Source organism: Paenibacillus sp. S33 (genome assembly GCF_053615415.1).
In genome coordinates, this window is record NZ_JBSIEZ010000001.1 from 2,528,420 (window position 1) to 2,541,759 (window position 13,340).

General features: G+C 45.3%; 14 protein-coding genes. 7 read left to right on the forward strand and 7 right to left on the reverse strand.

Features of this window, described 5'->3' with window-relative positions; all coding sequences use genetic code 11:
* Window positions 1-13: 13 nt before the first annotated feature.
* The gene (locus ACWGXJ_RS11665) at window positions 14-664 is read right to left on the reverse strand and encodes an undecaprenyl-diphosphatase (protein ID WP_452566781.1); all 651 of its coding nucleotides are present in this window, start codon (window positions 662-664) and stop codon (window positions 14-16) included.
* A 147-nt stretch (window positions 665-811) separates the two neighbouring features.
* Here ACWGXJ_RS11665 and ACWGXJ_RS11670 point away from each other — a divergent pair, with 147 nt between their 5' ends.
* Complete coding sequence (locus tag ACWGXJ_RS11670; protein ID WP_452566782.1) at window positions 812-1,525, forward strand: response regulator transcription factor; 714 nt, start codon at window positions 812-814, stop codon at window positions 1,523-1,525.
* Window positions 1,522-2,898, forward strand: coding sequence for a sensor histidine kinase (locus ACWGXJ_RS11675; protein WP_452566783.1), 1,377 nt, complete (start codon window positions 1,522-1,524; stop codon window positions 2,896-2,898). Before ACWGXJ_RS11670 ends, ACWGXJ_RS11675 begins: the two co-directional genes overlap by 4 nt.
* A 79-nt stretch (window positions 2,899-2,977) precedes the next feature.
* On the opposite strand, the gene ACWGXJ_RS11680 is transcribed toward ACWGXJ_RS11675, so the two are convergent.
* Window positions 2,978-3,451 carry a C40 family peptidase gene (locus tag ACWGXJ_RS11680; RefSeq protein ID WP_061830140.1) on the reverse strand — a complete coding sequence of 158 codons (474 nt, stop codon included), beginning with the start codon at window positions 3,449-3,451 and terminating at the stop codon, window positions 2,978-2,980.
* A 353-nt stretch (window positions 3,452-3,804) separates the two neighbouring features.
* Between ACWGXJ_RS11680 and ACWGXJ_RS11685 the strand changes: the two genes are divergently transcribed.
* Together ACWGXJ_RS11685 and ACWGXJ_RS11690 are read left to right on the forward strand one after the other, a co-directional pair.
* Window positions 3,805-4,839 carry a glycosyltransferase family 4 protein gene (locus ACWGXJ_RS11685; protein ID WP_452566784.1) on the forward strand — a complete coding sequence of 345 codons (1,035 nt, stop codon included), beginning with the start codon at window positions 3,805-3,807 and terminating at the stop codon, window positions 4,837-4,839.
* 5 nt (window positions 4,840-4,844) lie between these two features.
* Window positions 4,845-5,588, forward strand: a complete 744-nt coding sequence (locus ACWGXJ_RS11690) for a succinylglutamate desuccinylase/aspartoacylase family protein (RefSeq protein ID WP_452566785.1) — start codon at window positions 4,845-4,847, stop codon at window positions 5,586-5,588.
* A gap of 104 nt (window positions 5,589-5,692) precedes the next feature.
* On the opposite strand, the gene ACWGXJ_RS11695 is transcribed toward ACWGXJ_RS11690, so the two are convergent.
* Window positions 5,693-7,036, reverse strand: a complete 1,344-nt coding sequence (locus ACWGXJ_RS11695; RefSeq protein ID WP_061830143.1) for a sugar phosphate nucleotidyltransferase — start codon at window positions 7,034-7,036, stop codon at window positions 5,693-5,695.
* Window positions 7,037-7,097: 61 nt separating this feature from the next.
* Window positions 7,098-7,934, reverse strand: coding sequence for a DUF6492 family protein (locus ACWGXJ_RS11700; RefSeq protein ID WP_452566786.1), 837 nt, complete (start codon window positions 7,932-7,934; stop codon window positions 7,098-7,100).
* Window positions 7,935-8,142: 208 nt separating this feature from the next.
* On the opposite strand from ACWGXJ_RS11700, the gene ACWGXJ_RS11705 reads away from it, so the two are divergent.
* Window positions 8,143-9,012 (forward strand): YheC/YheD family protein, encoded by an 870-nt coding sequence (locus ACWGXJ_RS11705; RefSeq protein ID WP_452566787.1) that lies wholly within the window; start codon window positions 8,143-8,145, stop codon window positions 9,010-9,012.
* Window positions 9,013-9,097: 85 nt separating this feature from the next.
* On the opposite strand, the gene ACWGXJ_RS11710 is transcribed toward ACWGXJ_RS11705, so the two are convergent.
* Window positions 9,098-9,580, reverse strand: coding sequence for a DinB family protein (locus ACWGXJ_RS11710; protein WP_452566788.1), 483 nt, complete (start codon window positions 9,578-9,580; stop codon window positions 9,098-9,100).
* A gap of 137 nt (window positions 9,581-9,717) precedes the next feature.
* On the opposite strand from ACWGXJ_RS11710, the gene ACWGXJ_RS11715 reads away from it, so the two are divergent.
* Window positions 9,718-10,266 (forward strand): CGNR zinc finger domain-containing protein, encoded by a 549-nt coding sequence (locus ACWGXJ_RS11715; RefSeq protein WP_452566789.1) that lies wholly within the window; start codon window positions 9,718-9,720, stop codon window positions 10,264-10,266.
* A 195-nt stretch (window positions 10,267-10,461) separates the two neighbouring features.
* The gene (locus tag ACWGXJ_RS11720; protein ID WP_452566790.1) at window positions 10,462-11,241 is read left to right on the forward strand and encodes an ABC transporter ATP-binding protein; all 780 of its coding nucleotides are present in this window, start codon (window positions 10,462-10,464) and stop codon (window positions 11,239-11,241) included.
* A gap of 17 nt (window positions 11,242-11,258) precedes the next feature.
* Here the strand turns inward: ACWGXJ_RS11720 and ACWGXJ_RS11725 are convergent, their stop codons facing one another.
* Both ACWGXJ_RS11725 and trhO read right to left on the reverse strand, forming a co-directional pair.
* Entirely contained in the window at window positions 11,259-12,185 is a 927-nt protein-coding gene (locus ACWGXJ_RS11725; protein ID WP_452566791.1) for an AEC family transporter, read from the reverse strand.
* A gap of 209 nt (window positions 12,186-12,394) precedes the next feature.
* Window positions 12,395-13,288, reverse strand: coding sequence for an oxygen-dependent tRNA uridine(34) hydroxylase TrhO (gene trhO / locus ACWGXJ_RS11730; protein WP_250261451.1), 894 nt, complete (start codon window positions 13,286-13,288; stop codon window positions 12,395-12,397).
* Window positions 13,289-13,340: the final 52 nt, after the last annotated feature.

Sequence of the window (13,340 nt, forward strand, 5' to 3'; positions counted from 1 at the left end):
AAAAGCAGACGCTTTAGCGTCTGCTTTTCATTTGGACAGAGGAAGTGTGCTCAGTCATCTTAGTTCTGGCCTGTTCACCAGGCTTGAGCCCCAGCTTATGCTCCCATTTTTCATAAAATATAATAGCCGCCTGCATGAAGATGCCAGGAAGCTTCCGGCTTCGAATGAATTGATGAACGCCGACGGCACAAACTGCACCAATAAGCGCACCTGCCAAAATATCCGAGGGATAATGCACTCCGGTCCACACGCGGGATACTGCGATGAGTACAGCCAAGATAACCCAGAGGACACGAAATTTTTGATGATGAAGCCATAAAATTGTAGCCAGAGCAAACGATCCAAGGGTGTGGTTACTCGGGAATGAAGCATTAGGATCATGATGAATAAGCTGAATGACTGAATGTCCGACAAAAGGCCGATCTCTGTAAAACAAATGTCCAAGGCCCCAACTAATTACAAAGCCGATACAAACCGTTATGACGGCTTCTAAAACCATCATCCGATGCGGCATTTTAAAAGTGAACCAGTAAATCAGCAAAGCCACTCCGAAAAAATACGGTGCATATTGCGCCAAGAAAAGCATGGTTCCATTCAAAAAGGCGAGGGAATTAGCCAGTTCATTGATCCAGTGAAATAAAGCATAGTCTACATTAATTAACATGAATAAATTACTCCTTAACATCAAAAAATTGAATAACAAAGTTATATTATAGAGCGACTATACGGATAAAAGCTTAAAATCAAATAAAAAATGAATGTCATTTCCATTACTCATTTGTTTTTTCTATAGAAAATAGGTGGTTTTGCAATGGAAAAGTCGGTGCTGGTTATTGATGATGAAGAGAAGATATCCAGATTGCTTCAGTTGGAGTTATCTCATGAAGGATATGCAGTTGAAATCGCACAGACGGGCAGAGAAGGATTGGAAAAAGCTCTAGCTGGTAAATGGGATATCATCATTCTGGATGTAATGCTGCCGGAGATGAACGGGGTCGAGGTGCTAAAGCAGATTCGAAAAGTGGACAATCATACACCAGTAATTATGGTCACTGCACGTAACACGACTCCTGATAAGGTTTCAGGTCTGGATGAAGGTGCCAATGATTACATTACGAAGCCTTTTGAGATCGAGGAGTTATTAGCGCGGATGCGGGCCAGTATGAGGCATCAAATGGAGCCAACAGCTACCGCTTTACAGGAAGAGGATAAGCCGCCGTCTAGGCTGCAAGTGGACAGCTTGGTGTTGGAACGCAAGACACGGTTAGTGGTGCGGGAGGGCAATCGAATCGAACTGACGCCAAAAGAATATGATCTGCTTCTTTATCTGATGGAGCACAAAAATCAGGTATTGCAGCGGGATCAAATGATTCAGGACGTGTGGGGATTTGATTTTGTCGGTGATACGAATGTCGTAGATGTGTATATCCGGTATGTTCGCAAAAAAATTGATTATGGATACAAAAAGAAATTGATAAAAACCGTGCGCGGCGTTGGGTACTGCATCCGGGAGGAAGACTCGTGAAGCTTCGGACCAAAATAACCCTGCTCAGTTCTATTTTAGTGATGTCGATACTCCTGTTTGTGGATGTTACAGTTCACCTATTGTTCGTCAAAATCGCTACGCGAAACGAAAGAGAAGTGCTGCAAAATAAATGGACTGAAATCATTGCCGAAACAGGACCCACGATGATTCTAAAGAATGCATGGGGCTCCAAACTAAAAGATGAGCTTTCTGGAGACACCACTCTGAGAGTGTTTGATCAGCAATCCCGACTTCTGTATGAAGTAAGTCGCCAGTCCCGATTTAAGCTGGGCGGTATACGTTTTAACACTTCACAAAGTTCTCAACTGACAGATGTACAGGGTCATAAAATTCTGGTAATCCATCTCCCTGTGCTTTCTCCAGAGGGTAATCAGAAGGGGACCCTGGAGATTGTAGAAAAATGGGATGCACTCGAAACCAATCTCGATATTTTAAATACGATCCTCATCACATCCACTGTAGGGGCTATGTTGCTAAGTTTGGTAGGGAGCACGATTTTGGCGAATGCGATATTGCTGCCGATTTCAAGTAGTATTCAAACGATGCAGGAAATTGAAAGAAGCTTGAAATTCAAAAAAATCCCCGTTGGTGGTCACAATCAAGATGAATTGTCCCAAATGACCGCTACTTTTAACCGAATGATGGAGAGATTAGAAGAAAGCTTTCAGAGTCAGCAGCAGTTTGTTTCAGATGCCTCACATGAGCTGAATACGACACTTATGATTATTGAGGGCTATGCCAACATGCTGCGGCGGTGGGGTACGCGTGATGAGGAGATTCGTAAGGAATCCATTGAGTCGATCTATGAAGAAACTCAGCGAATGCGTACGATGACACAGCAGTTACTGACTCTTGCCTCCTCACAGCAGAAAGACCCTGAGCCGCATGAGCGGATCGAAATGATCGGTTGTTGTCAACAGGTAGTAGCGCATCTCAAGCCTGTACATGATCGTCAAATTTCTATTTTAACAGAAGAGAACGAAATTTGGCTGGATGCCAACCTGACGAAAATGAAGCAGTTGCTAGTGATCCTGCTGGATAATGCATTAAAATACAGCTCGGATGAGATCGAAATAGGGTTATCTACAGATGAAAAGGATGTCTATATCCAGGTTAAGGATTATGGGATCGGAATACCTGAGGGCGAGATCAAGCGGGTCTTTGAACGATTTTATCGGGTAGATAGCTCCAGACATCGTAAAACCGGAGGAACCGGGCTGGGGTTGCCAATTGCCAAGGCAATTACAGACGCCCATCAGGGTACGATACGTATGGAGAGCGTAGAAGGAGAAGGAACGGTAGTCATCGTCACGCTGCCCCAAAGACAACAGGTAAGGCTGTCCCTCCAGTAGATATCTACTCGCGGAACAGCCTTTTTATTGTTACTTGTAAGTTAAGCATTCGGTGGATGGATATCATCTAAAATTTATGCTAAAGGACACGACGTGCTGTTGTGTAATTGCGACTCCACCATCCCGAATTTAGATCTGTAACCGTTACGCCGCCTTTACCATACGTATGCAGAATTTTGCCGTTCCCCATGTAAATGGCTACATGATGAATTGGCGCATAGAAAAAGACCAAATCACCTTTTTTCAGCTGGCTACGCGGTACGAAAGTGCCAACAGTTGATTGCTGTCTGGAAGATCGCGGAAGCTTGATGCCATTTTGTGCAAATACATATTGAGTGAATGAAGAGCAGTCAAAAGAGCTTGTACTGCCAGCTGGGGCTCCATGTTGATAACGCACGCCCATATACTGGGAGCCTTTAGAAATAATCCGATCAGCTTTACTTGCCGAAGCGGCATGAGTGGTGGCTGGTCCAACGACGAAGCTCCCTGCGCTCAATGCCAAAGTCATAGTAAAGCAAATACCCATCCACAATTTTTTAGAAGTACGTTTCATATATAAATTCCTCCGTTATTCGTATTGTGTTGATGTCCTGAAATGACAATAACACAAATAAAATGTCCGGAATTTACCACTCATGGTTACAAACCTGTTACCCCAACGCTTTGTCCTCATTTATTAGAAAACGATGAGAATTTCCTCCTTAATTTTGGCTTGACAAATTGTCTAGACTCCACTTATAGATAGGCTCGTATGACAAAAAGCGAGTTGCAGACGATTGGCACAAGCAATCACGCAAAATATACATACCTATATACTACAATTTATAACCTGTACGGGAGTGTGTTCTGATTCCCGTTGACATTGTAAGGATCACACCGTATTTCCGGTCAGGAAGGGGAATTCGTATGGCTTCAAAGCAGAATAAAGCACTCAAAAAACCACGTCTAACCATTGTTCAGGTCATTTCCAACTATCCCGATGCACAGCCGGTACCCTCCAACAAGGGCGGAACGGAAAAAGTCGTGTATGAATTAACGGAGGAATTGGTGAGACGAGGACATCATGTATCTCTTTTTGCCGCCCGTGGGAGCAAGAGCAGTGCGCGGTTGATTCCCTATCCCAAGGGGTTGAAACATAGTCAGATCCCCCAATATGTACTCCGGCATATGCCTTCCGACACACATATCATTCATGATCATACCTTTCGTTCTACTGTAGGGCGTAGGAAGCTGCCTTGTCCATCGGTATGCACCGTTCATCTTCCAGTGAAGAGACACGGTAAAAACCCAGTATATGTCAGTAAACGAGCGCGCCAGCTGATGGGCAGGGGCAAAGGTTTTTATATCTATAACGGTATCAACACACATGAATACGAGTTCAGCAGTGAGAAGCGTGGCTATTTGCTGTTCATGGGCAGAATCATACGAGATAAAGGTGTATTGGAGGCCATTCAGGTTGCAGAACGAACAGGAAAAAGACTGCTTATTGCAGGTCCTATCAAAGCACCAGAATTTTTCCGTAAAGAGATTCAGAAACGAATTCAGCGCAATCCGAATATACGCTATGTAGGCGCAGTTGGAGGCGCTCAGAAACAGAAGTTGCTGAAACATGCAGAGTGTCTGTTGTTTCCGACACTGTGGGAAGAGCCATTCGGACTTGTCATGGTTGAGGCCATGGCTTGTGGAACACCGGTGCTGGCATTAAAAAATGGCTCCGTTCCCGAGGTACTATCGGGCTTTCCACAGTTGATCTGCAAATCGGTTAGCCAAATGGCACGAAAAGCACAGCAAAAAAATTACCCGTCACCAGCGCAGCTACGTTTGTATGTGACTCAAAGATTTACCAACAAACAAATGACCAGTAACTACTTGAGACTATACCGTGAAATCATCCGTCGGCGAGAACAGAAGAGAGGACAACGGCAGCCTATACGGGGGTGAAGGAGATGCAGGTCAAACGATATATGCTCGGAAAGGGCTCTTGGGCAACTCCTTATTATATAGCTACAGGGGGACAGAAAGGTCCGTGTGTGATGGTGGTGGCGGGAATACATGGTAAAGAAATAGCAAGCATACGAGCTGCTGAGAAATTGGTAAAGCTTTTGAATCAGCAAAAACTGCGATTTAGCCATGGTAAGCTTATAATTGTACCGATTGTAAATCAAGAGGCTTACCGCAAACGGATTAGAGGAATACCTGATCTTAATCGAACCTTTCCGCGCAAAAAAAAGCAACTGGCAACACAACCACTTTCCGCTGCTCTATTCAAATTAACACAAAAGCATCAACCTGAATGGTATCTCGACTTGCATGAGGCCAACGGATTGTCACAAAAGGATGCCAAGGTGCTTGGTCAAACGCTAATCTCCAATAAGGCCAATCCGGTGGTACCTATGGTTCGTCGGATTATTAAGCGAATGAATCGCTCCATCCAGATGAGCGACCGACATTTCAACATTCGGTTGCATGAGCTTCCAGGTTCCTCCCGCACTGCAGCAGCCCGTATTTTAGGTGCACGCGCGGTTACCGTGGAAACGGGTTGGAGCCTGCCCAAGAAAGTACGCATACACTATCAGTTGGAGATCGTCCAGCATTTTTTAAAAGAAGCCGGAATAATCAAAGGCAACGAGGTTTATTTATCTGCCAAGGTTAGAACGGTTACCTCAAGAAAATATGGCATCACAAAATAAAATCGCTTCTGGAGCAAGGTTTTTTGCACCTTGCTCAGGAGCGATTTTTTATGTGCGACCTTCGTTCAGAATCCGTGGCGTGCTGATATTATATCTATGTGTTGTCAGGCTTCGGATTTATAGAAAGCGTTCACTAAGCTGTTCCCCAGACGTACCTCAATTAGCTCCAGTGATGTATCCAGATCGGCACGGATCGTGTGATACGTATCGACCGGAATGCTAAATACAGAACCGCTTGCCGCAGCAAAACGTTCTCCGTTCAGCATGACCTCTCCCCGGCCGGACACGATCGTCCATACTTTAAGTCCACTGCCGTGAATACGGCCATTCAAGCGGTGATCTGGCAGTACCGTCAGCCGTATGGCCAGTATATCGTTCAGACTCCGATGATCAAATTCGTCCAACACCCGGTAACTGCCCCAAGAGGTTTCGCCATGCTTGGGATGTAGTTGAAGTTTGCCTAGCTGGTCCTTGATCGCGTGAGCATGGCTCTTGGAAGCGATGAGAATGCCGTCGGGGCTCGCAGCTGCAATAATATCTTCTACACCAATGACATGAAGTGGATAGGGCAACTCATTGACGATGTACGTGCCATGAGTTTGGCCACTGATCTGTCCACGCCCGATCACTTGGCTATTTAGCTGCTCTGTTAGAGCCTGCCAGTTGCCGATGTCGTGCCATTCGCCATCGTATGGCAGGACGATGGCATGTTCGGCACGCTCTGCAATCTCCTCGTCGAAACTGCGAACCGGGAGGCCATCATACATTGCGCATAATGCTTTATCGTTCAGCGGCAAATAACTTCGCTCCATACAGGAGAGCATATACCGTAATGTAAAAGCGTAAATACCACAGTTCCACAGCGCACCCTGATGAATAAGCTGCTGTGCCCCGGAATGATCCGGCTTTTCTGTGAAGCGAGCAACTTGCGCATAAGAAGGTTTCCCTTCCCGTATCATTTGCAGACCCGGAACGACATAGCCGTATTGGTCGGAGGGATGAGTGGGCCTTGTCCCAAGCATAGCCAAATCGGCTCCGCTCTCAAGCAATAAGCCGGAGAGCGCTGCTATGCTATGGAAGAAATCCTCCCCTGCAAACATGTCCGCTGGAGCAATGCAGAGAACTTCATCCAGCCCCATGCCTCTGGTGTGAAAATAAGCAGCCGCCAGTGCAGCAGCGGTGAAGGTTCCCCGTTTGGCAGGCTCGCCCAAAACGGGCAGACGACCTTCTGTATGGCGAAAGGCTAGATTTACCTGGCTTCGATGAGCCAGAAGCAGGGCAGAGGAATCCAGCCCGGCTAAGGTAAGCTGACGGTACACCCGGCCGAGCATAGATTCCTTTCGCCCGTCAGGGGCGGGCAACAACTGGAGAAACAGCTTCGACCGGATTTCGTTGGATAGTGGCCATAGCCGTTTTCCAGCACCACCGCATAACAATACGATGCGCACGGACGTTTCCTCCTTCAATGCAGATCCATTTGGATTGCATCATTTTGCAGGATTTTAAGAACTATTTTAGCGATGATTCAATCTTTGTTTTTGGAGCAAGCTGGTACACCTTGCGTTGATGAAAAGATAAGGAACGATAGCTCTTGGCCAAGACATCCAATTGTTTTTGCGACAGGGAAGAAGCCCGACTATGAAGCGCTTTATTCAATGACTTGCGCAAAATCATCCGAGAGGGTTGATTGCTGTATAAATAGTTGGCATACGTTTCATATTCGGAAAACCCAAACTGTTTTGTCCGGTTTATACTTTGGATAATCGCGTTGTACCAAGGTTTTCCATGTCGGGCCTCGATAACTTGCTTGAGCTGGGCAAGCCGCGCTTTTTCAAAAAGCATATAGTGAGTAACAAAGGACTTTGGTGAGGGCGCTTTAACGCCCATCAACTTGTGATAGGTGCGAAAATACTCAGGCTGGCTCCAGCTGCGGTAGTAAAAAATCGTTTTTCCGTCTTTACGGAACGTATGTGGACGAATCAAAATCGTGTCCGCGTCAATGACGAGAAAAAAAGAGGCTTTACTGATTTTGTCGCCATTCATTTTGAGTAATTGTTGATACAGCCAGCCTGAGCGGTCCCAGCGCGTTGTCCCGTAATGAATATGTTTTTTGGTGATGGGCAGCACCGTTTTTTCGTCAATAAATGTACATTTCTTGTTTGCGCACAGACGGCGAATCCCGGTGCTTTGCGGTGAGACGATATAAATAGTTCCAATTCGGTGCTGCACGTGACGGCGCAGACTGTCAATCACCAGCGGTAGTGTGGCAAGATCTTTATCAATTGCTGGAATCAGAACATCGATTGTAAGGGAACCCTTCCGTGGCCCATCCGATTGCGCTGACATGTTATTCACTCCCTATATGTGCAAATATACGCTCCCAGCGTCTCTCCATATCGTATGCTTGGACAGGCGCTTTCGACCGGGCAAGGTCAAACGTCCATTTCTATGCAGGACAGGGCTGATGAAGCTTCGAATGGGGAGTTAGCGCATACGATAGATTGATCTTTTTTAACAGGAGCGTTCTACCTGAGAGTAGAGAGGAGAGGGGCAAGTGAATTCTTCACAAGCGCAGGCGTTGCGCAGCAAATGGCATAAAACCCAATTGTTGCTCCAGCATGGCAGCATCAAGCCGTATGTACCTGAAACTCGCAAATATAATAAAGCAAATTTGAAATCAATGCTGGAGAAGTACGGTATGGTCTATGTAAAACCCGAGCGAGGTACCTTTGGTAAAGGTGTAATGAGAGTAGAGCAGGAGGCCGGCCAGCGTTTCGCCTATCAATATGAGGAAACGCGCCAAGAATTCAAACATTTGGATGCACTATATATCAGCCTATCGAAACATACGGGGAAGAAAAGTTATCTCATTCAAAAGGGAATCCATTTACTACGCCATCAAATGCGTTATTTTGATATTCGGGTCATGGTGCAGCGTAATGAAAAAGGGCTATGGGAGTCTACCGGAATTATTGGACGTCTTGGTCATCCCCGTAAAATCGTGACCAACTATCATAGTGGTGGTAAGCCGATGGCCTTGGAGCAGTTACTAAAATCCCATTTATCGCAAAGCAAGCAGGCGGAGCTGGTTAAGAAACTAAATGAACTGGGTCTTACTATCGCCAAACAACTGCAAAAAACATATCCGAAATTCCGGCAAATTGGTGTGGACATTGGACTGGATCATCGCTTTATCCCGTGGATTATTGAGGTGAATACGAAGCCGGACCCATATATTTTTAACCAATTAACAGATAAGTCCATGTACCGTAAAGTGTTAAGCTATTGGCGACTGGCTAATGAAAAAAAAAAGGTCACCGTCCCAAGCAAAGATACAAATAAAGATAAAAATAAAGACAAGAATAAAGGTAAAAATAAAGATAAGAATGTAATTAAAGATTCTAAAAAACAAAAAATATCTTGACCAGTAGATTGCTTCATTGCCAGCAGCTAATACAGAAAAAAGGATGAATTTTTCATAATTCATCCTTTTTATTTAGGATTACATTTTAAACTCGCCAAGTCCCCAATTGTTTGCGTATAAGTACGATTTGTCCGCTATGATATGCATCGTGCAGCGTCCACCGCGATAATTCAGCACCGAGAGTGTCGGAGCCGTGAGGCTTATCCAGATCAGCATCATTCAGAGCAGTAATGGCGACAAGCAGTTGGTTTACAAGAGCTTCCGCTTCTTTCAGCGTCTCCTGCCATCCTTCATGGTCTTCAGCATCCCCTGGCGGACCGAATGTCTCATCGTTGCTTATTCCAGTTGAACTTATAGGTCGGTTAGTTAAACGTCTCAAAATACGCTCATTGTAATAATTAATGTGACGAACCGTTTGCCAAATCGTGTTTCCTCCACCTGGTGGTGTCCAAGTGGCCTCCTGTGTATTCACACCGTGAAGTGCTGCGGCAAGAGGAACAATCCATTCTTCCTTATCCCATGAATTTTCTCTTTGCAATACCAGCATATTTACTCGATCTTGGCTCACCTAACCCAACTCCTTTTGTAGGGATGTAACTAGCTAAACATAGGATAAATCGTTACAATTAACAATGTAGCATGACAAATTAAGATTTGCAACCAGTTAAATTGATTTTAGTGGTTACAGACGGTGGAGGAACTCTTTTGAATACACTTTGGACTGATTTTGTAAACAGCGAATGGCACGATTGGAGAGGGAGCGGACGTTCAGAAGATCGTTTGTTGAAGCCCGAATGGCAAAATGAATTTCTTATGCGGTGGCAATTTACCGCTTCGGTCCCAGCCAGTGCGGAAGATATCGAAGAAATGCAAATTCTCCGGCGGGAATTACGTAGCTTCGCTGAGCACCTGACTTCTGGCGGACAAATGACAACTGTTCTGGTGGATATGATTAACCGAAAGATGATGGAAGGGGGGCCGGTCACTCGCTTATTAAAGCAACAGGATGAGCATTTCAGCATTGTGCTGGAACCCGTGGCAAATGGTTGGAAAAAAGTGCTGGCAGAGGTTGTAGCCGATTTTGCCCAGGCACTTGTCAATAGCGGCGGCTCCAGAATTCGTATTTGCGATAATATCGATTGCCGATGGGTATTTTACGATGATACCCGAAATCGGTCAAAGCGATTTTGCGACGAAAAAATGTGTGGTAATTTGATGAAGGTACGCCGTTTTCGCGAGCGTAAGAAAAAGTAGATGGAGCAAGAGAATTTACATGAGCAGTACATGTTGAGCCCACTCCTATATGAACAATGGAGTGGGCTATTTAAAATTGAACAACCTGTGACCCTGTGCTATGCTTACATAAAAGAGGAGCTAGCCGTACTAACGATGATCTTTACTATGCGTATAAACATCTGATGATACGACGAATAGAAAGGGTGTACAGCCATGAATTCTGTCATTGAACTTAACAATGTAAGCTGGAAGAGAGATAACCGTACCATACTGGACCAAATCAATTGGCAGGTAGCTGAGGGAGAGCACTGGGCTGTACTCGGCTTGAATGGGTCAGGTAAAACAACGATGCTCAATATGATTAACGGTTATATATGGCCAACCACAGGTAGTGTCGGTGTATTGGGTCATACCTTTGGCGATGTGGATCTGAGGGAGCTGCGCAAATCTATTGGTTGGGTCAGTTCCTCTTTACAGGAAAGAATTAATGGGAGTCAGCGTACGCAGGATGTTGTCATTAGCGGCAAATTTGCCTCCATTGGACTTTATGACCAGACGACGGATACAGAGTATGAACAGGCCGTTCAGCTTATGACGCAACTGGGGTGTGCTCATCTCGTGGATCGGTTGTATCAGGGATGCTCACAGGGAGAAAAGCAAAAAGTGCTTATCGCCCGCGCATTAATGGCCTCGCCCAAGCTACTTATTTTGGACGAGGCGTGTAATGGTTTGGACTTTTTCTCCCGGGAAGCATTGCTGGATAGCATTCGTCAGCTGTCCGAGACGCCGACTTCGCCGAATTTACTGTATGTTACACATCATATCGAAGAAATTCTACCGATGTACACGCATACGATTCTAATCCGCCGGGGCACGGTATTTGCCAAAGGTAAAACGACTGATATTCTGAGCAGTGACACGCTTAGTACTTTTTTTGAAACGCCTGTACAAGTAGAATGGAGACAGGATCGTGCATGGCTCTCTATGGTGTAGAGAGTCTTTTTTTCTTGCTAACCTGCTACCAACATAATCAGAATAGGCAATATCAGGAATGAGGCAAGCGTGCTCCACAGGATGCAGGTGGAAACCAGTTTTGGCGATGCATTAAATTTTTCTGCTAAAATGACAGCATTCACAGCAACCGGCATCGAGGCCAAAATGAAGAGAACGGAGAACAAAAGGCCTGAAATTCCCAGTATCAGCATAGCAAGACAAGCCGCAAGCGGAGAGAGCAAAAGGCGAATTGTTAGTCCGGCGTAGCTGGCTTTTTTAATAGACGACTCCAGTTTGAATATTTTTACATAAGCCATCTGGGTACCAAGGATCGCCAGCACGACTGGAGAATAAGCGGCAGCAATCATCGAGACGCCCGACTGAATGCCAGAGGGAAGATGCCAGTCCAGCAGCCGCAGTCCCATGGCGAGTAGAGCTGCATAGATCGCAGGAAGTGAAAACACCGACTTAACAGCACTTTGAACAGAAAATTCAGAGCGGGCTGCAAAGTAAACGCCAATGGTATTGACCATGATTATCTGGATGACGACATACACGGAGGCTTTATCCAGACCGAGCTGCCCAAAGGCAAGTAAAATAAGGGGCAGGCCATAATTTGCACTATTGGTCAGCGTGGAGATTAAGGTAAGTCCAGCCGTTTCCGGAGTGCTCAGTCTAAAGATTTTCCCCGCTAATTGTGCAATTCCCCACAACAGCAGCAGGTTCAGTATTGAAAAAGTGGCAGTCTGCGCTACATCATGCCAAGAAAGCTGTGCTTTGAGTAGCGTGTCCAGAATCATGGCGGGGCTTAAAAAATATAAATACAAAGTCGAGAGCGGTTTCGTTTCCAGCTTCATGAATTTTCCAAGTAAAAATCCGGCGATCACTGGAATGGACAGCGGAACGATAACGGATAATAGAGTTGAAAGTACGATTTGTATCATGAATTCCACCCATCCTTTCTGTAATGACATTTTCCATTATAAGGCGCTACTTTCGAGCCCGTCCAAGATGAAAACACAATCAAGGTCATAGGTATATACTATGAAGCCTTCGACACTTATTGTGAAAACAATAAAAGGGATGCCCTATTAGCCGTTTATCATGGCTGTGGGCATCCCTTTTATTATAATGAACCAATGATACTGCCGATTTATGCAGTAGCGACGGTTTCCGCTTTGGTTCGGCAATCATCAGAGCAATAGTGCTGATGCTGTTCTTCGCAATCCGGACATACGATATGCTGGAGATTGCACACCGGGCAGTTGATATAATGATCGCTGGGCGTTTCACAATGGAAGCACTTGCCGACAATGACGTCTTCATCCGTATGATTGATCGGAATGGAGATTCGTTCGTCAAATACGTAGCATTTACCGTCAAACAAACGTCCTTGTACTTCCGGGTCCTTGCTGTAAGTCACAATGCCGCCATCCAACTGGCCTACATCGTTAAACCCTTCTTTGATCAGAAGACCGGACAACTTTTCGCAACGGATACCTCCGGTGCAGTACGTCAGGATTTTTTTGTCTTTGAACTGAGTCATATTGTCGCGAATCCATTGTGGAAATTCACGGAACGATTCGACTTCAGGGCGAATAGCCCCGCGGAAATGACCGATGTCATATTCATAATCATTACGTCCGTCCAGAACAACTACATCTTCATCTTGAAGCTGTTCATAAAACTCCTTTGGTGACAGCCGCTTACCGCTAATTACATTAGGGTCCAGTTCATCCTCATGACGCAGCGTAACTAGCTCCTGACGATGGCGTACAAATATTTTCTTGAACGCATGACCGTCAGACTCATCTATTTTAATAACAATATCGTGGAATTTCGGATTGGCGCGCAAATCACGCATATATTGCTCCGTTTGCTCTACTGTACCAGACAGTGTTCCGTTGATTCCTTCTGCAGCAATCAAGATTCTTCCCTTGACGCCCAGCTCCTTGCAGTAAGCCAGATGCTCTGCCGTAAAGGTGGCAGGATCTTCAATGTTGACATATTTGTAAAACAACAAAATTCGATAAGCATGTTCACACACGTAAAATCACCCTCTGATTCAAGTCAAAGTTTTTTAACAAGCAATTTTAAAT

What these genes read in the sequence shown, in the direction of transcription:
- ACWGXJ_RS11685 (WP_452566784.1), top strand. Translation starts at nt 3,805, where the DNA reads ATGGCTTCAAAGCAGAATAAAGCACTCAAAAAACCACGTCTAACCATT.
- ACWGXJ_RS11725 (WP_452566791.1), bottom strand. Translation starts at nt 12,185, where the DNA reads ATGATACAAATCGTACTTTCAACTCTATTATCCGTTATCGTTCCGCTG.
- ACWGXJ_RS11670 (WP_452566782.1), top strand. Translation starts at nt 812, where the DNA reads ATGGAAAAGTCGGTGCTGGTTATTGATGATGAAGAGAAGATATCCAGA.
- ACWGXJ_RS11680 (WP_061830140.1), bottom strand. Translation starts at nt 3,451, where the DNA reads ATGAAACGTACTTCTAAAAAATTGTGGATGGGTATTTGCTTTACTATG.
- ACWGXJ_RS11690 (WP_452566785.1), top strand. Translation starts at nt 4,845, where the DNA reads ATGCAGGTCAAACGATATATGCTCGGAAAGGGCTCTTGGGCAACTCCT.
- ACWGXJ_RS11700 (WP_452566786.1), bottom strand. Translation starts at nt 7,934, where the DNA reads ATGTCAGCGCAATCGGATGGGCCACGGAAGGGTTCCCTTACAATCGAT.
- ACWGXJ_RS11665 (WP_452566781.1), bottom strand. Translation starts at nt 664, where the DNA reads ATGTTAATTAATGTAGACTATGCTTTATTTCACTGGATCAATGAACTG.
- ACWGXJ_RS11720 (WP_452566790.1), top strand. Translation starts at nt 10,462, where the DNA reads ATGAATTCTGTCATTGAACTTAACAATGTAAGCTGGAAGAGAGATAAC.